Below are 19639 nucleotides of genomic sequence, written 5' to 3'. Positions count from 1 at the left end.
ATCTAGAATGCGCCTCCCCGCCCGAATAGCTCAGCCGGTTAGAGCACTTGACTGTTAATCAGGGGGTCGTTGGTTCGAGTCCAACTTCGGGCGCCAGATCCTGCAGAAGCCGCGAGAAATCGCGGCTTCTGTTTTTTCTGCGTCCGTGCCACCACAGTTCAGAATGGGCAAGCGGCCGGCGTTCGTTGGCGGACCGAGCGGGTACGGCCGACGTTGTTGACGATCACCTCGCTGTGCAGCTGTACTCCCACGCAGATGCGTACAGTCATTGTGTTGCCACCACTACGGCCGTCGGCCTGGAATCGCAGGTAACTACGGCCTTCGTTGCTGCTGACGCGTATTCGCGTAGATTTCGTTCCATCCATGAACTGACGCGGCCCAGCCTCTTCGGTCGAGTTCGGTGATTGGCCCGTCTGAATCAACCAGCCGCGGGCCCAGTCGGCATCACAGCCGGTTCCATCAATGCTCGGACATACGGTGACCGCGCGGCGATGGGTGATGGCCATGGCGCGGGCGGTATTGAACACCGATACCAGCCGCATGCGGGTCGTGTCCGCCCGGCTGCGTTCCAGGGGCTGCATCAGCGCAGGCAATCCCACGGCGACCAGTAGTGCCAGCAACGCCAAGGCGGCGGCGAGCTCGACAAGGGTGAGACCCGCAAGGTGCGTGCGGCAGGGGGGCGGGAGACTCATGGGATGGGCTTCGATGGTGGAGGCACCAACCTGCGCCTCGATGCCCGGTTGCAACCATCAGCCTGACCCCCATCTTTGAGGCGGGCTTCCCCTCAGCCGACCGTCACCGGACGCCCCCTATACTTACCTTCCCCGAGACCTGGCAGCACCATGAGCGACAGTTTTCAGCTTGTCTCGCCGTATTCGCCGGCGGGCGACCAACCCGATGCCATCGCCAAGCTGACCAGCAATTTCGAGGCTGGCGTGGCCAAGCAGACCCTGCTGGGTGTGACCGGCTCGGGCAAGACCTACACCATCGCCAACGTCATCCAGCAGATCCAGAAGCCGACGCTGATCATGGCGCCGAACAAGACCCTGGCCGCGCAGCTGTATGGTGAGTTCAAGGCGTTCTTCCCGCACAACGCGGTGGAGTACTTCGTCAGCTATTACGATTACTACCAGCCGGAAGCCTACGTGCCGTCGTCGGACACCTTCATCGAGAAGGACAGTTCGATCAACGAGCACATCGAACAGATGCGGCTGGCGGCGACCAAGACCCTGCTGTCGCGGCCGGATGCGATCGTGGTGGCGACCGTGTCGGCCATCTATGGCCTGGGTGCGCCGGAAGACTATCTGTCGCTGCGCCTGATCCTGTCCAAGGGCGAGCGCATCGACCAGCGCGACCTGATCAATCACCTGACCCAGCTGCAGTACACCCGCAATGAGTACGAGCTGCAGCGCGGTACTTTCCGCGTGCGTGGCGAAGTGATCGACGTGTTCCCGGCAGAATCGGACAGTGAGGCCCTGCGCATCGAACTGTTCGACGGGGAGGTGGAAAAGATCACGATGTTCGATCCGCTCACCGGTGAGACCATGCGCAACTTGATGCGCTTCACGGTGTACCCGAAGACCCACTATGCGACCACGCGTGAGCGGGTGCTGGCAGCGGTGGAGACCATCAAGGTCGAGCTGAAGGAACGATTGGAGCAGCTCTACGCGCAGAACAAGCTGGTCGAGGCGCAGCGTCTGGCCCAGCGCACCCAGTTCGACCTCGAAATGATGGCCGAAGTGGGCTTCTGCAATGGCATCGAAAACTACTCACGGCACTTGACCGGCAAGAACGCGGGCGAGCCGCCGCCGACCCTGTTCGATTACCTGCCGGCCGATGCGTTGCTGGTGATCGACGAATCGCACGTGACCATTCCGCAGATCGGCGCCATGTTCAAGGGCGACCGTTCGCGCAAGGAAACCCTGGTCGAGTTCGGCTTCCGCCTGCCGTCGGCGCTGGACAACCGTCCGCTGCGCTTCGAGGAATGGGAGGCGCGCTGCCCGCGTAGCATCTATGTGTCGGCGACGCCGGGCCCTTACGAATTCCGTGAGGCTGGCGAGGACATGGCCGAGCTGGTGGTGCGCCCGACTGGTCTGATCGATCCGGTGGTGGAAATCCGCCCGGTTGGCACCCAGGTCGATGACCTGATGAGCGAGGCCAACGAGCGGATCAAGGCCGGTGACCGCGTGCTGGTCACCACCCTGACCAAGCGCATGGCCGAGAACCTCACCGAGTATCTGACCGAGCACGGCATCCGCGTGCGCTACCTGCACTCGGACATCGATACCGTCGAGCGGGTGGAGATCATCCGCGATCTGCGCCTGGGGAAGTTCGATGTGCTGGTGGGCATCAACCTGCTGCGCGAAGGGCTGGACATGCCCGAGGTCTCGCTGGTGGCGATCCTGGATGCGGACAAGGAGGGCTTCCTGCGCTCGACTGGTTCATTGATCCAGACCATCGGTCGTGCGGCCCGCAACGTGCGCGGCAAGGCGATCCTGTACGCAGACAGGATCACCCGTTCGATGCAGGCAGCGATCGACGAGACCGACCGCCGACGTACCAAGCAGGTCGAGTACAACCAGGAGCACGGCATCATTCCGCGCTCGGTCTTGCGGCCGATCGTCGACGTCCTGGAGGGTGCGCGCTCGGATGCTGCCGAGAAGGAAGCCAAGAAGGGCAAGGGCAGGGGGCGGGCGGGTGTGGCCGAAGAGGCGGCCGACTATCGTTCGCTGTCGCCGGCGCAGCTGGCGGCCCGCCTCAAGGCCCTGGAGCAGCGGATGTACCAGCATGCCAAGGATCTGGAATTCGAGGATGCGGCCCGGGTCCGCGACCAGATCAGGCAGCTGAAGGAAGCCAGCCTGGGCTGAACGCGGTAACGCGGCTTTTCTTCACAAAAGTATTGCGCTTGCCGGCCGTCGTCCGTAATATACGCGGCCTGCACCGACGCAATCGCGGCGCTGCAGAAGCAACACACGGGCGGTTAGCTCAGCGGTAGAGCACTACCTTGACATGGTAGGGGTCACAGGTTCGAACCCTGTACCGCCCACCACGAAGTCCCCCAAGGGGCTGTCGTGAGCATGAAAAGCCCGGCCCTGGCGCCGGGTTTTTACGTAGAAGCACCAGTCTGCGGGCTGTACGGAATTTTCGGGCGGTTAGCTCAGCGGTAGAGCACTACCTTGACATGGTAGGGGTCACAGGTTCGAACCCTGTACCGCCCACCACCGGTTCCCGGCATCGCCGGAGCAACGGTGGACACGATGAAAGCCGGCCCTGAGCCGGTTTTTTTGTGCCTGCGATTCGTGGTCGTTTCCGCCTGGCCGGTTGCTGCCACCGTCAACTGTGTTGCTCGACACTGGCGCTGCGCTGCAACTGCCAATGACCATCCACGCGCTGCCACAGCTGCATGAGGCCCCGGGAGTGCGTTTGCCCCCGCTGTCCCGCAGGCACTTCAGTGTGCACGCGACCATGGGCTACCTGCAGCACGCGATCCGCACTTAGGCGCAGGATCTGCACGTTCTGGTGCTCCGCCTGCCCGTGCGTGGCCGGCTCGCCGGCGGCGCGTTGGGCATCGGCCTGCAGGATCTGCATCCGCAGCGAATCGCTTCCGGTGCCGGCGCCGGCGTCGCCGTTGCATAGACCGGCCATCAACAGCAGCAAGGCAAGCATCGGCATGGCACGGTGCTCCGGAGAAGGGAGCCCAGCGTTGCACTGTGGCCTGCGCTGTGAAACCGGCATGCGACGAAGACCGGAAAAGCGCGTGCCAAGCGCCGTCTGCAAGGATGAATCCGGGCCGCAGAAAAAAGGGCCGCCCAATCGGACGGCCCGGTGCAACGCCCAGTGCAGACGGGGCGCGTCGTCCATGCAGGAACTGTGGCCGGGAAGCCGAAGTCAGGTCCTGCGCTGGATGGGGAGGATCAGGGAACCTGGCAGCAGACGCGTCCGCCGCTCCAGCGGCCGTTGCCGCCGTACGGACAGCCCGGCGTGTACTCACAGCCCGGTGCGAACCCGGCCTTGGCCTGGGTGGTCGCGAAGGCCTGCGCAGCACCGAATGACATCGCGGCAACCACGACGATGCCGGCAATGGACGAGAGCAGCTTCTTCTTTCCGATCATCTCTATCTCCTTTGCAGCGCTTCGAGGTGGATCACATGGGATCGCAGCAGACCAGCAGGCCGTGGGAGCCAGCATTGCCGTACGGGCAGCTGGGATGTTCCTTGCAGCCCGGTGCGAAGCCGCTTTTCACCGGCGTGGCGAAGGCCTGCGCAGCGCCGAACGACATCGCGGCAACCACGACGATGCCGGCAATGGACGAGAACAGTTTCTTCTTTCCGATCATGTGTATCTCCTTGCAGTGGCGATGGAACATGAGGTCACCGCTTGCGGGGCGGTGTCGAAGCGGAATCAGTTGGCGACGCAGCAGATGCGCGTGCCGCCGGCGCGGCCATTGCCGCCGAACATGCACCCGGGGGTGTCCACACAACCCGGTGCAAAGCCGGTCTTCACCGGTGTGGCGAAGGCCTGTGCGGCACCAAATGACATTGCAGCAACGATGACGATACCGGCGACGGACGAGAACAGCGTTTTCTTCCCGATCATGTGTATCTCCTTCAGTTGGTGTGGCTTCCCGGATTCATTGCCTTGGCGACGGCCTGCACCGTCTCTGTGTCGAGCTGGCCGACGTGCTTGTAGACGATGCTGCCATCTGCGGCGAGCACCATCAGCATTGGTGTCAGCGTGGCGCGGTAGCGCCTGGAGGCTTCGCCCTGATCGTCGACGGCGATCGGAAACGCCAGCGCGTGTTTGCCGGCGTATCCGGCAAGCTGGTCATACGGTGGCAGGCCGAGGCCCACCAGTTCGGCGCTGCCACGTGCGGCCGCGATCTGCTGCAGTTGCGGCAACGAGGCCAGGCAGTAGCGGCAGGCAGTGGAGAAGAAATAAAGGATCTGGGGTACGGCGCGGGCGCCACCGATATCGACATGGGTCTGCTGCGTCGTCCGCAGCGTCATCAGTTCAGGTCGGGTGCCGATTGCAGGACCATGTGCATCCAGCTGGGTCTGCTGCAGCTGCGCCGCCATCTGTTCGTTGACCTGCCGCAACTGGCGGTTCTGCCAGGAGAGCATGATGACCAGTGCGGCCAGCAGCAGGGCGACTACGGGAAACAGTGCACGCTTGAGCATCGATCATCCTTGAACGCCGCGTTGCATCGACCATACCGGAAACAGCAACAGGAATGTCAAGCTTTTGTATCATCGGTGACGCAGTTCCCAAACCACAGGACGCCACCATGAGTGACCATGCTCCCGTTTCACGGCCGAACCCGATCATCGATCTGCTGTTCGGCGGTAACATGCTGGAAGGCACCTTCAAAGCGGTGGTGTGGGTCGCGCTGCTGTCCGCGGTCCTGGCCTGGACAACTTTCCGCTGACGCAATGCTCAGGCAGCAGTGAAGGCCTGCCGCAGGCTGCGCAGCGTTGCCTGCCGATACTGGGCCGCACACGGCTCGCCCATCTCCAGTTCCTGCAGTCGCAGGCCGACCAGTGTCATCGACAGCGCATAGCCGTGCGCCGCATCTGCAGCGCGCGACAGCCCAAGCGCACGGCGGGTCAGCGCATCGACATGATCCATGTCCGGCAGCAGGCCCAGGTAGGCGCGCTCGGCGCTGTCCAGATCCGGTGCGCGCAGGATCGCGTTGGCATCGGCGGTGGGGGTGACGGCGGCCATGCGGGATCCTTGTTGTCCGTGGGGTGGATGCAGGTTCGGTCAGAACGCGCGCATCAGCGAGATGAAAGCGGATGTCTGGCTGCTGCGCCGTGCCATCGGGCTGTCCTCGACGGCATCACCGAACCACTGGTTGGCGACCACGCCGGTCGCGCGCCATTTCGTGCCCAGCGGCGTGCTGACTGCGATCTGCAGGCTCGGCGAGGTGGCACTGCCGGGCTTGTAGGCTGCCAGCCCGGAGCGCAGGGCTTCCTCGTCGCTGATGCCGTAGTAGTAGTCAAGCAGGCGGGCGCTGGAATGCACCACGCCCACGCGCGGCACCCAGGTGAAGCGACCGGCCTGGATCGGATAGCTGTAATGCAGGCTGGACTCAACACCGCCGCCATGCCCGCTTACTTCGCGCTTCACGCTGGCCGCCACCGCACCCCAGTCCGCACTGTAGTCGGCGTTGATGCCGACCATCGCCGACATCTGCCGGCTGTGCAGGCGGCGCAGCTGCGGATCGTTCACGTCGTCGGTCTTGAAGCGCAGCGTGTAGGGCGTCGCCACGGCCGACACGCGCAGGCCATCAGCCTTGTAGAGGTTCATGCCAAGCGAGCCGGGGCTGGCGAAGAAGCGCTTGCCCTGCCAGGACAGCGCCGGCAGCACCAGCGGCTTGTCGTCATAGTGCGCGTATGCACCGGTGGTCGCGCCGAAGGTGATGCCGGCCTGCACGCCCGGAGCCTGTTCCTGCGCGTTTGCCAGCAGCGGCGTGGAGAGAGCGACGGTGCACAGCAGGGGGCGCAGCAGGGCGGGGGGCAGCGAGGTCATCAACGTACTACTTTGCGGGGATGGCGATGCATGCTGCGCGCACAACATTGTCGGAACATTGCGCAGGCGCAATCTGCTGGAATCGCCGCCACGTGCACGCTGAAGGCACTATGATCGGCACCGTTTCCGGTCGCCGAGCCCCCGATGCGCATTCTCCTGGTCGAAGATGATCCCGATCTCTCCCGAGCGCTGCAGTCCGGGCTTGAGCGCCAAGGGGTGGTCGCCGACGTGGTCGGCAGCCTGGCCGAGGCGGCGCTCGCCCTGCGTGAACCGGTGCACCAGCTCATGCTGCTCGATCGGCAGCTGCCGGACGGTGACGGCGTGGGTTTCGTGGCGACCGCCCGTGCGCTGCGGCCGAACCTGGCGGTGATCATGCTCACCGCCAAGGGCGGGCTGTCGGACAAGGTGGAGGGGCTGGATGTCGGCGCCGATGACTACCTGGTCAAGCCGGTGGCGATCGAAGAGCTGATGGCACGTATCCGCGCCGTGTCGCGTCGACCGTCGGCCATGGTGACCCCCCGATTGCGGCTGGGCCGGCTGGAGTTTGATTTCGAATCGCTGCAGGCGCAGGTGGATGGACAGCCGGTGGCACTGCCACGGCGGCAGGTGCTGGTGCTGCAGGCGCTGGCGATGCGGCAGGGTCGCACGGTCACCCGCAGTGCGCTGGAAGCGGCGGTGTACGGGTTCGATGATGAGATCCAGTCCAATGCGCTCGACGCGCATATCTCCAAGCTGCGCAAGGCGCTGCAGCAGGCCGGCGCAGGCGTGGAGATCCACGTGATCCGTGGCGTCGGCTACCTGCTGGCGGAGGCCTGAGATGGCGCGACCGATCCGTTCGATCACCCTGGGTCTGGCATGGCGGTTGTTCCTGGCGCAGGCCTTCACGGTGTTGTTCGCCGTTGTCGCGCTGATCCTGACCTGGGGCGACAAGGACACCTGGGGCATGGACATGTTCATGGCCGAGAGTGCGGCCAACGCCGTGCACAGCGAAGGCGGCCGGCTGGTGCTGGATGAAGCGCGCTGGCAGAAGCTCGATGCGCGTGCCGGTGGCAACCTGTGGTTCGCGGCGGTCGACGATCGCGGCGCATGGCTGCAGCGCGGCACGCTGCCTGCCATCCACGCGCCGCTGCTGGCCCGCCTGCCGACACTGGGCGCCACCGAGCTGGGGTCGCTGGTACCTCCGTACCTGGACGTGGCCCGGGTGATGATCCGCAACGAAGACGGCCGCCGCATCACGGTGATGGTGGGCGGGGCGCCAAAGGGCGGCCTGCTGGATGGCGCATTGATGGTGCTGCGGTTGATCGGCCTGTGGTTCTTCCTGCCGTTGATCGTGGTCACGCTGCTGGTGATGCCGACAGTGATCCATCGGGCCATGCGTGGCGTGCGCCGGTCGGCGCAGCAGGCCAAGGAGCTGGATATCGGCCAGCCCGGTGCGCGCCTGGACGCGCAGCTGGTGTCGACCGAGGTCGCGCCTCTGGTCGAAGCGTTCAACGATGCGATCGACAAGGTGCAGCAGGGCTACGCAGCACGCGACAAGTTCCTGGCCGATGCGGCACATGAACTGCGGGTGCCGATTGCGGTGGTGCAGGCGCGCTTGTCGCAGTTGCCGCAGGGGGAGCTCAAATCGCAGTTGCTGACCGATGTCGCCCGCCTTGGCAACGTCGCCGAGCATCTGCTCGACCTGCAGCGCCTTGACCGGAACATCGCCGCGTTGCAGCGCCTGGACCTGGCGCATGTCGTTCGCGAAGCGGCCGCAGACCTCGCTCCGTTGGTCGTTGGCGCCGGCTATGGTTTCGAGGTTGATGCGCCGGAGACGCCGGTCTGGATCCACGGCGATGGCCTGGCCCTGGGCCGGGTGATCGCCAACCTGGTGCACAACGCCATCGTCCACGGCGGCGGGCGCGGCACCATCTGCGTGCGTCTGGACCGGCAGGGCCTGCTGGAAGTCAGCGACCAGGGTGCCGGTGTGCCGGTCGGTGACCGCGAGGCGATCTTCGAGCCGTTCCACCGCCTACGCGCCGCTGGCAGTGGCAGCGGCCTCGGCCTGCATCTGGTCAAGGAGATCGTGCAGCACCACGGCGGCACGGTCAGTGTGGGCGAGGCCGTTGGCGGCGGCGCCAGTTTCCGGGTCAACTTCCACCGAGGTAGTGTGCGCCGCTAGTGGGGCGCTGACAGACCCACACGGCGTTGCCTGATGGCCGTGTGCGGCCTCATCCCGGCACGCTGTGGCGATGGATGCCGATCGGACCTTGTCGCCCTTGCTGGGCCCTGCGTGCGCGGCCGCTCTGGTCATCGGCGCGTTGGCCTGCGTGCTGTTGCCGGCGCTGCCACCGCTATGGGCTTCTGCTCCGGCAGCCGCCGTGGCCGCATTGGGCTGGGGGTTGCGCTGGCGCGGACGCACGGCGGCAGCGTTGCTGTTCGGCCTGGCCTGGACGTCCTGTCATGGGCATTGGGCACTGCAGGTGCAGCTGCCAGCCGGTGCGACTGCGCAGGATGTGCTCGTCCGGGGGCAGGTCGTCGACCTGCCGAAGGAAGCGGCTGGATACACCCGGTTCCAGTTCCGGGTCGATGCGTCCGATGCGATGCCAATGCTGCGTGGCAAGCGGCTGCAGGTGCTCTGGCACGCCCCCCGGGGCGGGCCCCGGCGCGGCCCGGTCGGCGCTGGGGCTGATCAACGACATCGCCTGCACGCTGGCGCGGACTGGCAGTTGTCGCTGCGCGTGCGGGCGCCACGCTCACGCATCAACCCGGGCGGCTTCGATGGCGAACGGCATGCACTGCTGCACGGGCTAGCCGGGAACGGCAGCGTGCGTGATGTGGGAGACACGCGGCAGCTGCGCCCTGCGCATGGATTGTCCGCTTGGCGCGAGCGCACCAGTGCGGCGATCGCCAGGCAGATCGCACATCCCTCGGCGCGGTTCATCCAGGCCCTGGCGCTGGGCGATACGCGTGGCCTGTCCGATGTCGACTGGGCACAGCTGCGCGCGCTGGGCCTCACCCACCTGATCGCCATCTCCGGCTTCCATGTCGGTCTGGTGGCGGGCTTGGCCGCGTTGCTGTGTTCCGCGCTCTGGCGATTTTGGCCGGGGTTTGCCGGGTTCTGGCCACGACCGCAGGCGTCGGCCTGCGCGGCGGCGGTGGCAGCGGCCGGCTATGCCGTTGTTGCAGGCAGCGAGCTGCCGACCGTGCGCACCGCGTTGATGATCGCGGTGGTGGCCCTGGCGCGCGTCGTCCGCCGTCCGGTGACGGTGGCACAGGGCTTAGCGCTTGCCGCGCTGGCGATGCTGTTGCCGGCCCCGCTGTCGGTGCTGTCTGCGGGCTTCTGGCTCAGTTTCGGCGGCGTCCTGTGGTTGTTGTGGTGCCTGCCGCAGGGACGGCCGAAGGGGTTCGCCGCAATGCTGCGCGGCGCTCTGGCAGGACAGGGGGTGGCCAGCGCCGCTCTGCTGCCGCTGGCAGTGGCGCTGTTTGGCGGCACCGCACGGCTGGGGCCGCTGGTGAACCTGCCGGTCATTCCGCTGTGGAGCCTGCTGGTAGTGCCTTTGGCTCTGCTGGGAACGGCTCTGGAGGCCCTGCGCAGCGGAGCAGGGCAGTGGCCTTGGCGCGCGGCAGCCTGGGTGTTCGATGCCAGTTGGCAGCTGATGCAGCCGTTGGCCGAACACCCGCAGGCGATGTGGTGGCTGGCGCAGGGCCCAGCCTGGGCGTTGCCGGCGGCGTTGCTGGGGGTGTTCTGGTGGCTGTTGCCACGCGGTGCGGGTGCGGTGCTTGCCGGGTCATTGCTGTGCCTGCCGTTGCTGTGGCCGGCACGCTCGGCGCCGCAGCAAGGGGAGTTGGAACTGGTGGTGCACGATGTCGGCCAGGGCACGGCGGTGCTGCTGCGGACCGCCCACCACGCACTCTGGTACGACGTCGGGCCGCCCGCAGGCAGCGAAGGCGAGGAGCGGATACTGCTGCCGACGTTGCGCGCGTTGGGGCAGGTGCCGCCGGCGCGGGTGATGATCAGTCACGACCACCTGGACCACAGCGGCAACCTTGCAGCGCTGCGCCGGCAACTGCCGGGTCTGGAGGTGCTGGCGCCGCGCGGCAGTGCGATCGCCACAGCCGGCACCTGCGAAGCGGGGCTGCGCTGGCAATGGGATGGGGTCGATTTCCAGGTGCTGCACCCGCTTGCCGCCCTCACGGCCGCGGGCATGAAGGGCGCCGACAACGAAGCCAGTTGCGTGCTGCGGGTCGCCAGCGCACACGGGGCGGTGCTGCTGCCCGGCGACATTGGCCGGCAGGGCGAGCAGGCCCTGCTGCAGGGCGCTGCCGATGCCCTGCGTGCGGACGTGGTGCTGGTGCCCCATCACGGCAGCGGAGGCAGCTCCACTCCGGGCTGGGTGAAGGCGGTGGCGCCGCAGCTGGCGGTGGTCTCGGCCGGGCACCAGAACCGCTTTGGCCACCCGAAGCGTGATGTGGTGCAGCGCTGGCAGGCGGCCGGCGCCGAAGTGCTGTCCACCGCCGAGTCCGGCGCGATCCGCGTATGGCTTGGCGCACAAGGCCTGCAGCTGCGTGAACAGCGTATCCACGCAGCCCGGTGGTGGGATGCCGCTGGGCGGGCACGGTCGGCTGCTATCCTATCGCCGATCGAACAAGCGGCCGTTGGGCCGGAGGGTTGAAACGTGTGGGAACTGGTCAAGGCCGGTGGCTGGCCGATGGTGCCGCTGCTGCTGTTGGGCGTACTGGCTTTGGCGATCGTCCTGGAGCGTTTCTGGTCCTTGCGGCGTAACGAGGTGCTGCCGCCTGGCCTGGGCCAGGAAGTGCGCAACTGGGCCGCGCGCGGCAAGCTCGACCCGGCGCACCTGCAGACCCTGCGGGCCAATTCACCGTTGGGCGCCCTGCTGGCCGCCGCACTGGAAGCGCGCAACCGCCCGCGCGACCAGATCCGCGAGCGCATCGAAGACACCGGTCGCCACCTGGTGCACCGCATGGAGCGTTTCCTCAACGCGCTGGGCACCATCGCTTCGGCCGGCCCGCTGCTGGGCCTTCTCGGCACCGTGGTCGGCATGATCCAGATGTTCCTGGGCATCCTCGACCACGGCGTGGGCGATGTGAACCAGCTTGCCGGCGGTATCGGCAAGGCGCTGGTGTGCACCGCCACCGGCATGATCGTGGCGATCCCGGCGCTGATGTTCCACCGCTTCTTCAAGGGCCGCATCCACGGCTACGTAGTGGAGATGGAGCAGGAAGCCAGTGCATTGCTGGATACGCTGGATGGTCGCCCCGGGGTGATGACCCCTGCGCCTGTCGCGCGTGCATCCTCCGCCGCCACGGCGAAGGCCTGATCGATGCGTATCGGCAACGACCGGTCCCAGGATGAACCGCATATCGATCTGGTGCCGTTGATCGACGTCATTCTGGTGCTGATCATCTTCTTCGTGGTCACCACCACCTTCGATGCGCGATCAACCCTGCAGGTGCAGCTGCCGACCGCCAGCCAGCAGCAGACCAACGAGCCGCCGCGCTCGCTGAGCGTGCTGATCAATGCGGACGGTCGCTACTTCGTCAACGATCAGGAAGTACTGCGCAGCGACGTCGAGTCGGTCAAGCAGACGATTGCCGCCGTCGCTGGCAGCGACCGCGAACAGACCGTACTGCTGCGTGCCGACGCGCGCACTCCCTACCAGGCCGTGGTCACAGCGCAGGATGCGCTGGGCCAGCTCGGCTTCCGTCGTATCGCCATTGCAACAGCGCCAGAGGTGCGTCCATGAGTTCCCATCACGCGCCAGTGTGGCCGATCTACAAACGTCTGCTGGGCTATACCCGCACCTACTGGGTGTTCATGATCGGCGCGGTCATCGCGATGGTGGTCGAAGCGCTGGCTGGCTATCACTTCACCAAGCTGATGGAGCCGCTGGTCAACCGCGGCTTCGTCAACCCTGAGCCGCGCATGGCGGTGATCCTGCCGCTGACCATCCTCGGCCTGTTCCTGATGCGCAGCGTGGCCACCTGGGTCAGCGATTACACGCTGGCCAAGACCGGCCGCAGCGTGGTCCGCGACCTGCGCGAACAGGTGCTGCAGAAGTACCTGCACCTCCCGTCCTCGCACTTCGACGCCGAGGCGACGCCGGTGATGGTCAGCCGGCTGAACTTCGATACCGAACAGGTCACCCAGGCCAGTGCCGATGCGCTCAAGACCGTGGTGGCCGACACCCTGACCATCATCGCCATGCTGGCGGTGATGCTGCAGATGAGCGTCAAGGTGACCCTGGCGATGCTGGTGGTGGTGCCGCTGATCGGCGTGATCGTCTCCTACGTGGGCAAGCGCTACCGGCGTATCAGCCGCGGCATCCAGGACGGCATGGGCACCATGGCGCAGACCGCCGAGCAGTCGCTGGCCGCGCAGCAGGAAGTGAAGGTGCACGGCACCCAGCAGCACGAGATCTCGCGCTACTCGCGCCTGGCCAATCGCATGCTGGCGTTGAACATGAAGGTGGAAGTGACCCGTGCGGCGGCCTCCAGCGTGGTCCAGTTCCTGGCGGCGCTGGCGCTGGCGGTGATCGTGTGGGTGTCCACCCGCGAAGCGCTGGCCGGCAAGCTCAATGCGGGCCAGTTCATGGGCCTGATGACCTCGATGATGGCCATCATTCCGTCGCTGCGCCGGCTGACCAGCGTGCAGACCTCGATCTCGCGCGGCGTGGCCGCTGCCGAGCGCCTGTTCGGCATCATCGACATGCCGGTCGAGCGCGACGAGGGCAAGCACACGGTGCAGCGCGTGCGTGGCGAACTGGCGTTCGAGCACGTCATGCTGCGTTACCGCGAAGACAGCGGCATCGCCCTGGACGACATCAGCTTCGTTGCCAGGCCGGGTACGGTCACCGCCATCGTTGGTCGTTCCGGCAGCGGCAAGACCAGCCTGATCAGGCTGGTGCCGCGCTTCTACGAACCCAACGGCGGCCGCATCCTGCTCGACGGCGTTGCTCTGGATGACTATCCGTTGGCCGATCTGCGCAGGCAGGTGGCCATCGTCGGCCAGAAGGTGATGCTGTTCGACGACACCATCGCGGCCAACATCGCCTACGGCATGGATGCAACCGACGAGCAGATCCGTGCAGCTGCCGAGGCAGCCAATGCCTGGGAGTTCATCGCACGCATGCCGCAGCAGCTGCAGACGCCGGTAGGCGAGAATGGCGCGCTGCTGTCCGGCGGCCAGCGCCAGCGCCTGGCGATCGCCCGGGCGATCCTGCGTGATGCGCCGATCCTGATCCTGGACGAGGCCACCGCGGCGCTGGACAACGAATCCGAGCGCCTGGTGCAGGATGCGCTGCAGCGTTTGATGCCCGAACGTACCACGCTGGTGATCGCGCACCGCCTGTCGACCATCGAGCATGCCGACCAGGTGCTGGTGATGGACCATGGCCGCATCGTTGAGCGCGGCACCCATCAGGAACTGCTGTCGATGGGTGGCCTGTACCAGCACCTGCACAACATGCAGTTCCGCGAAAGGCAGGACTGATGGCGGGCAAAGGTACCCAGACCCCGCCGTACTGGTATGACGGCAGCCCGGTTCCGTGGCCGATGCGATTGCTGGCACCGCTGTATGCGGGCGTCACCGCGCTGCGCCGGCGCCTGTACCGCCGTGGCTGGCGCAAGCGCCAAGCGCTTGCGGTGCCGGTCATCGTGGTCGGCAACATCACTGCCGGAGGCACCGGCAAGACGCCGCTGACCATCGCCCTGGTCGAGCGCCTGCGCGCCGCCGGTTGGAAGCCAGGCGTGGCCAGTCGCGGCTATGGCCGCGAAGAAGCGGACAAGGCCCGTTGGGTGGAAGCCGATACGCCGACCGCCCTCGGTGGCGACGAACCGGTGCTGATCGCCTGGAAAACCGGCGTGCCGGTACGCGTGGACGGTGATCGCGTGGCGGCGGGCAAGGCGCTGATCGCCGCCGGCTGCGACGTGATCGTCTGCGATGACGGCCTGCAGCACTATCGGCTGGCGCGCGACATCGAGATCGAGGTGGTCGATGCCCAGCGTCGCTATGGCAATGGCCGGATGATCCCGGCCGGCCCGCTGCGCGAGCCGGTCAGCCGCGCCGCCGAATGCGATTTCCGGGTGGTCAACCTCGGCCAGGCGGATGAAGCGACGGCTGCCCAGGCCTGCGGCTTCGGCCAATGGCCGATGGCCCTGCACATCGACAGTGCACAACCGCTGGCTGGTGGACGGGCGCGCCCGCTGGCGTACTTCGCGGGACAGCGCGTGCATGCCGTGGCCGGCATCGCCCATCCACAACGCTTTTTCGACATGCTGCGCGCGCGCGCGATCGGGGTGGTGCCGCACGCCTTCGCCGACCATCACGCCTACCAGCCGCAGGATCTGTCCTTTGGCAGCCAGTTGCCGGTGCTGATGACCGAAAAGGATGCCGTGAAGTGCCGCGCGTTCGCCAACGACTGGCAGTACGCCGTGCCGCTGCGTGCCGAGCTGCCCGCTGCTTTCTGGATCGCGTTGACTGATCGCCTGGACAAGCTGCGACCGAACTGAGGAGCCGTGCGGCGCTTGCAAATGCACGCCTCCGGCCGCATTCCTGCTGTATCGCGCCTGCCGAGTACCGCCCGCATGACCGACTTCGTTGTTGCCATCCCCGCCCGCTATGCCGCTTCGCGGCTGCCGGGCAAGCCGCTGCGCCTGCTGGGCGGAGAGCCCATGGTGCTGCATGTGGCCCGCCGCGCGCTGCAGGCCGGCGCGGGTGAGGTATGGGTTGCCACTGACGACCAGCGCATTGCTGACGCCTTGTCAGGCCTGGGGGAAGTGAAGGTGGCGATGACCGCTGCGTCGCATGCCTCCGGCACTGATCGTCTGGCCGAATGCGCCCGTATCGCTGGCTGGGCTGATGACACCGTGGTGGTCAACCTGCAGGGCGATGAACCGTTCGCACCGGCCGCCGGCATCCGCGCCGTCGCCGCGGCACTGGTGGAAGGCAACGCGCCGATGTCGACCCTGGCTACGCCGGTCGAGGATGCACACACGCTGTTCGACCCCAACGTGGTCAAGCTCGTGCGCAACGTGCGCAACGAGGCCCTGTACTTCAGCCGTGCGCCCATCGCCTGGCATCGTGATGGCTTCGCCCGCAGCCGCGAGATCCTGCCCGAGGGCCACCAGTGGCTGCGTCACATCGGCATCTATGGCTACCGTGCCGGCTTCCTGCAGCAGTTCGCCTCGATGCCCTCGGGCACGTTGGAACAGGTGGAATCGCTGGAGCAGTTGCGCGTGCTGGAAGCGGGCTACCCGATCGCCGTGGCGCTCTCGTCCGAACCCTTCCCGCCGGGCATCGACACCTCTGAAGACCTGCAGCGCGCCGAAACGCTGCTGCAGGCGATGGCCGCGCGATGAAGCTGCTGGTCGTCTGCCTCGGCAACATCTGCCGCTCGCCGATGGCCGAGGGCGCGCTGCGCGCCCGCCTGGATGCCTCGGGGCTGGCGGGACGGGTGCAGGTCGACTCGGCCGGTACCGGCGACTGGCATGTGGGCCAGCCACCCGACCGGCGAGCCATCGCGTGCGCGGCCGGGCATGGCGTGGACCTTGGCAGCCTGCGCGCGCGGCAGCTGCGGCCGCAGGACTTCGACACCTTCGACTGGATACTGTGCGCCGACGAGGCCAATCTGCGTGACGCCGCGCGCCTTGCCAGCGCGGCCCAGCGCGAGCGCCTGGCGCTGTACCTGCCGTGGTCGGGCGGGCAGGGCGAACGCGCTATTCCCGATCCCTATACCGGTGGCCGCGATCATTTCGAACAGGTCTGGTCGCTGGTCGACGCCGCTGCCGAACGTACCGTGGCACGCCTGTTGCATCACGCCGACTCCGGCATAATCGGGCCATGAACATCCAGCCCGTCCCGGACCTGCCCGAGTTCGCCGCCTGGCTCAATGCCGCGCCCTGCACCCTGACCGAACTGCGTGGCCGGCCGGTCGCCCTCTTGTTCGTCAACGCGGCCTCCGCGTGGAGCGCGCAACGGCTGGCCGAGTTCAGCCAGTGGCTGTCACGCCACCCCGGCAAGCTGCAACCCCTGGTGCTGCAGGTACCGCGTTTCGATTTCGAGCGTGATGCCACGGCTGCATTGAAACTGCTGCGCCGCCAGGGCCTGACCATGCCGGTGCTGCTCGATGCCGATTGGGATGGCTGGCGCCGCTTCGGCATCAGCGCCTGGCCGACCATGGTGTTGCTGGACGCGCAGGGCCGCGAACAGCAGCGCTTGATCGGACAGGGCGCGCCCGGCGAACTGGAGCGGGCCCTGAATGCCCTCTGCGAGGGTGCGCCGTCGGCCCCTTCGCGCGGCGGCAGCGAACTGCACCCCGAGCCGCGCCAGGCGCTGCGATTCCCGATGGGTCTGGCGGTGAACCAGGAACGGCTGTACATCGCCGACAGTGGCCACCACCGCATCCTGGAATGCAGTCACGGCGGCCGCGTGCTGCGTCAGTTCGGCCTCGGCACCGCCGACTTCATGGATGGCAACCTCGCCGAAGCCGCCTTCCACCGGCCGCAGGCGCTGGCGCTGGAGCGCGAGTCGCTGTACGTGGCCGACACCGGCAACCACGCCGTGCGCCGCATCAACCTGCTGACCGGCCTGGTCGACACCCTGTGCGGCAACGGGCGCCCGGGCGCTCCCGAGGAAGGGCCCGTGGCGCAGCCACGGCAGGTGTCGCTGGATCATCCGGTCGGCCTGGCCATCGCCGAAAACCAGCTGCACATCGCCATGGCCGGCGACAACCGCATCTGGAGCTATCACCTCGGCCAGCGCAGCCTGCAGTGGCGCGCCGGCAGCGGCGCCATCGACGAGCGCGACGGCAGCGGCCACCTGGCCGCGTTCGCCCAGCCCACCGCCGTGGCCGTGGTCCAGCAGGTGCTGTACGTGGCCGACGCACTGGGTTCTTCGGTCCGTTCGCTGCAGCTGCGCGGCGATCTGGTGCAGACCCTGGTCGGGCAGGGCACCTGGCGTTTCGGTGAAGACGATGGCCCGCGCGCGCAGGCCAGCCTGCAGTTCCCGCAGGCGATCGCGTTGAGCCCGGATGCGCCGTTGCTGTGGATCGCCGATACCGGCAATGGCCGCCTGCGCACGTTGCGCCTGGGCGGCGGCGAACTGACCACCCAGCCCTTGCCGCGGCGCCTGCACGGCCCGGCCGGCCTGGCCGTCGGTGCCGGTGCCGTGTGGATCGCCGAAACCGATTCCCACACCGTACTGCGTCTGGACCCTGACAGCGGCGTGCTCAGCGAAGTGCCGATCAGCGAATGACCGTTGTTCCCGTCCCGTCCTTCGATGGCAAGGCATTCGCGGCCCAGCTGAGTACCGCCCCGGGCGTGTACCGCATGTACGCGGCCGACGACACGCTGTTGTACGTCGGCAAGGCCCGTGCGCTGCGCAACCGCGTGGGCAGCTATTTCAACGGCAGTCCGAAGAACGCGCGCATCATGTCGATGCTCTCGCAGATCGTGCGCATGGACGTGACCGTGACGCGCTCGGAAGCCGAAGCGCTGCTGCTGGAAAACCAGCTGATCAAATCACTGTCGCCGCGCTACAACGTGTCCCTGCGCGACGACAAGACCTATCCGCATGTGCTGCTGACCCGCGAGGACTGGCCGCGCATCGCCCTGCATCGTGGCCCGCGCGCCATTCCCGGGCGCTATTTCGGGCCGTATCCCGGCGTCACCGCGGTGCGCGAAACGCTGAACCTGATGCACAAGCTGTTCAAACTGCGCAGCTGCGAAGACAGCGTGTTCCGCAACCGCTCGCGGCCCTGCCTGCAGTATCAGATCGGGCGCTGCAGCGCGCCGTGCGTGGAGCTGGTGCCAGCCGCGGACTACGCCGAGTCGGTGCGCCGCGCGGCGATGTTCCTGGAAGGCAAGAGCGATGAGCTGACCCGCGAGCTGGGCGAGCAGATGCAGGCCGCCAGCGAGGCGCTGGAATTCGAGCAGGCCGCGCGCCTGCGCGATCTGATCACCTCGTTGCGCAGCATGCAGACCCGCCAGTACGTGGACGGCCGCGCGGCCGACCTGGACGTGCTGGCGGTGGCCATGCAGGGCTCGCAGGCCTGCGTGATGCTGCTGGCCTTCCGTGACGGCCGCAACCTGGGCACCCGACCGTTCTTTCCCCGCACCAACGGCGAGGAAAGCGCGGATGAAGTGCTGGCGGCCTTTGTCTCGCAGTACTACATCGAATTCGAACCACCGCGCGAGATCCTGCTCGACCGCGAAATTCCCGATGCCGATCTGATCGGTTCGGCGCTGTCGGCCTCGGCCGAGCGCAAGGTGCAGCTGAAGTGGAACGTCCGAGGCGAGCGCGCCGGCTACCTGGAACTGGCCAGCCGCAACGCGCAGTTGACCCTGGCGACCGAGATCAACAGTCGCACCGCGCAGCACGCGCGCAGCGAAGCGCTGCGGGTGATGCTGGGGCTGGCCGAACCGGTGAAGCGGGTGGAGTGCTTCGACATCAGCCACACCATGGGCGAAGCCACCGTGGCCTCGTGCGTGGTGTTTGATGCTGCCGGCCCGGTGCGTGCGCAGTATCGCCGTTTCAACATCAGTGGCATCGAGCCAGGCGATGATTACGCCGCGATGCGCCAGGCCATCGACCGCCGCTTCCGCCGCGCGGTGGAAGAGCAGGGCGTGCTGCCGGACGTGCTGCTGATCGACGGTGGCGCTGGCCAGCTGGCGCAGGCGCAGGCGGCGTTGGCCGATCTGGGCGTGGAAGGCGTGCTGCTGGTGGGTGTGGCCAAGGGCGTGGAACGCCGTGCCGGCCATGAAGCCCTGGTGATGCCCGATGGCCGCGAACTGCGCCCGGGTGCGGCTGATCCCGCCCTGCAGTTCATCCAGCAGGTGCGCGATGAAGCGCACCGCTTTGCCATTACCGGCCATCGCGGGCGCCGGCAGAAGGCCCGGATGACCAGCAAACTGGAAGATATCCCCGGCATCGGGCCGCGCAGGCGCGCCAGCCTGCTGAAGCATTTCGGCGGCCTGGTCGGCCTGAAAGCCGCCGGAGAAGCGGAAATCGCCAAGGTGGAAGGCATCAATGACGCCCTCGCAGCGCGCATCTACGCTAACCTGCACGGGTTGGCCGCGCCTGATCCGGCCGAGTAGAGAGAGAACCAAGCCGC

The 19639-nt window shown here is 67.0% G+C and carries 21 protein-coding genes and 3 tRNA genes; 16 read left to right on the top strand and 8 right to left on the bottom strand.

Translation table 11 applies throughout. From position 1 onward, the window contains the following. Nucleotides 1–19: 19 nt before the first annotated feature. Nucleotides 20–96: transfer RNA gene (locus MRBLST15_RS05975), tRNA-Asn, on the top strand. Between the two features lie 62 nt (nt 97–158). Here MRBLST15_RS05975 and MRBLST15_RS05970 read toward each other — a convergent pair. Continuing rightward, nucleotides 159–692, bottom strand: coding sequence for a GspH/FimT family protein (locus MRBLST15_RS05970; RefSeq protein WP_367785460.1), 534 nt, complete (start codon nt 690–692; stop codon nt 159–161). Nucleotides 693–842: 150 nt separating this feature from the next. Here MRBLST15_RS05970 and uvrB point away from each other — a divergent pair, with 150 nt between their 5' ends. The 3 genes from uvrB to MRBLST15_RS05955 all read left to right on the top strand — a co-directional run bounded on the left by uvrB (nt 843) and on the right by MRBLST15_RS05955 (nt 3221). Then, nucleotides 843–2867, top strand: a complete 2025-nt coding sequence (uvrB, locus tag MRBLST15_RS05965) for an excinuclease ABC subunit UvrB (protein WP_312705720.1) — start codon at nt 843–845, stop codon at nt 2865–2867. A gap of 107 nt (nt 2868–2974) precedes the next feature. Then, nucleotides 2975–3049, top strand: a tRNA-Val gene (locus MRBLST15_RS05960). Nucleotides 3050–3146: 97 nt separating this feature from the next. Continuing rightward, nucleotides 3147–3221 (top strand) — tRNA-Val (locus MRBLST15_RS05955). Nucleotides 3222–3333: 112 nt separating this feature from the next. Here MRBLST15_RS05955 and MRBLST15_RS05950 read toward each other — a convergent pair. The 5 genes from MRBLST15_RS05950 to MRBLST15_RS05930 form a co-directional block, all read right to left on the bottom strand. Then, nucleotides 3334–3861 (bottom strand): hypothetical protein, encoded by a 528-nt coding sequence (locus tag MRBLST15_RS05950; RefSeq protein ID WP_367785459.1) that lies wholly within the window; start codon nt 3859–3861, stop codon nt 3334–3336. A 53-nt stretch (nt 3862–3914) separates the two neighbouring features. After that, on the bottom strand, nt 3915–4112 hold the full coding sequence (locus tag MRBLST15_RS05945; protein WP_265951740.1) for a hypothetical protein: 198 nt from the start codon (nt 4110–4112) through the stop codon (nt 3915–3917). Between the two features lie 31 nt (nt 4113–4143). Next, entirely contained in the window at nt 4144–4335 is a 192-nt protein-coding gene (locus tag MRBLST15_RS05940) for a hypothetical protein (protein WP_312705721.1), read from the bottom strand. A 65-nt stretch (nt 4336–4400) separates the two neighbouring features. After that, the gene (locus MRBLST15_RS05935; RefSeq protein WP_025875233.1) at nt 4401–4595 is read right to left on the bottom strand and encodes a hypothetical protein; all 195 of its coding nucleotides are present in this window, start codon (nt 4593–4595) and stop codon (nt 4401–4403) included. 11 nt (nt 4596–4606) lie between these two features. Continuing rightward, a complete protein-coding gene (locus MRBLST15_RS05930; protein ID WP_265951744.1) occupies nt 4607–5176 on the bottom strand; it encodes a TlpA family protein disulfide reductase in 570 nt (189 codons plus the stop codon). Between the two features lie 107 nt (nt 5177–5283). Here MRBLST15_RS05930 and MRBLST15_RS05925 point away from each other — a divergent pair, with 107 nt between their 5' ends. Further along, the gene (locus MRBLST15_RS05925; RefSeq protein ID WP_165780968.1) at nt 5284–5424 is read left to right on the top strand and encodes a hypothetical protein; all 141 of its coding nucleotides are present in this window, start codon (nt 5284–5286) and stop codon (nt 5422–5424) included. Between the two features lie 8 nt (nt 5425–5432). On the opposite strand, the gene MRBLST15_RS05920 is transcribed toward MRBLST15_RS05925, so the two are convergent. Both MRBLST15_RS05920 and MRBLST15_RS05915 read right to left on the bottom strand, forming a co-directional pair. Continuing rightward, on the bottom strand, nt 5433–5720 hold the full coding sequence (locus MRBLST15_RS05920) for a hypothetical protein (RefSeq protein WP_265951746.1): 288 nt from the start codon (nt 5718–5720) through the stop codon (nt 5433–5435). Between the two features lie 39 nt (nt 5721–5759). Beyond that, nucleotides 5760–6527 carry a MipA/OmpV family protein gene (locus tag MRBLST15_RS05915; RefSeq protein ID WP_089240063.1) on the bottom strand — a complete coding sequence of 256 codons (768 nt, stop codon included), beginning with the start codon at nt 6525–6527 and terminating at the stop codon, nt 5760–5762. Nucleotides 6528–6671: 144 nt separating this feature from the next. On the opposite strand from MRBLST15_RS05915, the gene MRBLST15_RS05910 reads away from it, so the two are divergent. The 11 genes from MRBLST15_RS05910 to uvrC all read left to right on the top strand — a co-directional run bounded on the left by MRBLST15_RS05910 (nt 6672) and on the right by uvrC (nt 19622). Then, the gene (locus tag MRBLST15_RS05910; protein ID WP_025875225.1) at nt 6672–7343 is read left to right on the top strand and encodes a response regulator transcription factor; all 672 of its coding nucleotides are present in this window, start codon (nt 6672–6674) and stop codon (nt 7341–7343) included. A gap of 1 nt (nt 7344) precedes the next feature. After that, on the top strand, nt 7345–8688 hold the full coding sequence (locus tag MRBLST15_RS05905; protein ID WP_089240065.1) for a sensor histidine kinase: 1344 nt from the start codon (nt 7345–7347) through the stop codon (nt 8686–8688). Between the two features lie 70 nt (nt 8689–8758). Further along, nucleotides 8759–11182, top strand: coding sequence for a DNA internalization-related competence protein ComEC/Rec2 (locus MRBLST15_RS05900; RefSeq protein ID WP_367785458.1), 2424 nt, complete (start codon nt 8759–8761; stop codon nt 11180–11182). Nucleotides 11183–11185: 3 nt separating this feature from the next. Beyond that, nucleotides 11186–11848 carry a MotA/TolQ/ExbB proton channel family protein gene (locus MRBLST15_RS05895; protein WP_367785457.1) on the top strand — a complete coding sequence of 221 codons (663 nt, stop codon included), beginning with the start codon at nt 11186–11188 and terminating at the stop codon, nt 11846–11848. Between the two features lie 3 nt (nt 11849–11851). Then, nucleotides 11852–12274 (top strand): ExbD/TolR family protein, encoded by a 423-nt coding sequence (locus MRBLST15_RS05890; RefSeq protein WP_025875217.1) that lies wholly within the window; start codon nt 11852–11854, stop codon nt 12272–12274. Continuing rightward, nucleotides 12271–14019 (top strand): lipid A export permease/ATP-binding protein MsbA, encoded by a 1749-nt coding sequence (gene msbA / locus MRBLST15_RS05885; RefSeq protein ID WP_099820048.1) that lies wholly within the window; start codon nt 12271–12273, stop codon nt 14017–14019. Before MRBLST15_RS05890 ends, msbA begins: the two co-directional genes overlap by 4 nt. Further along, nucleotides 14019–15038, top strand: coding sequence for a tetraacyldisaccharide 4'-kinase (gene lpxK, locus MRBLST15_RS05880; RefSeq protein WP_367785456.1), 1020 nt, complete (start codon nt 14019–14021; stop codon nt 15036–15038). Before msbA ends, lpxK begins: the two co-directional genes overlap by 1 nt. Before the next feature lie 75 nt (nt 15039–15113). Beyond that, entirely contained in the window at nt 15114–15887 is a 774-nt protein-coding gene (gene kdsB, locus MRBLST15_RS05875; protein WP_367785455.1) for a 3-deoxy-manno-octulosonate cytidylyltransferase, read from the top strand. Next, nucleotides 15884–16372, top strand: coding sequence for a low molecular weight protein-tyrosine-phosphatase (locus MRBLST15_RS05870; protein ID WP_367785454.1), 489 nt, complete (start codon nt 15884–15886; stop codon nt 16370–16372). Before kdsB ends, MRBLST15_RS05870 begins: the two co-directional genes overlap by 4 nt. After that, on the top strand, nt 16369–17781 hold the full coding sequence (locus MRBLST15_RS05865) for a hypothetical protein (protein WP_367785453.1): 1413 nt from the start codon (nt 16369–16371) through the stop codon (nt 17779–17781). Before MRBLST15_RS05870 ends, MRBLST15_RS05865 begins: the two co-directional genes overlap by 4 nt. Next, entirely contained in the window at nt 17778–19622 is a 1845-nt protein-coding gene (gene uvrC, locus MRBLST15_RS05860; protein ID WP_367785452.1) for an excinuclease ABC subunit UvrC, read from the top strand. Before MRBLST15_RS05865 ends, uvrC begins: the two co-directional genes overlap by 4 nt. Nucleotides 19623–19639 lie beyond the last annotated feature (17 nt).

The sequence above is a fragment of the Stenotrophomonas sp. LST15-1-1.1 genome, from assembly GCF_040815575.1.
Taxonomy (GTDB): Bacteria; Pseudomonadota; Gammaproteobacteria; order Xanthomonadales; family Xanthomonadaceae; genus Stenotrophomonas; species Stenotrophomonas lactitubi_B.
Note: the sequence above shows the minus strand (reverse complement) of the source record. Positions and strands in the feature narration are given on the sequence as shown.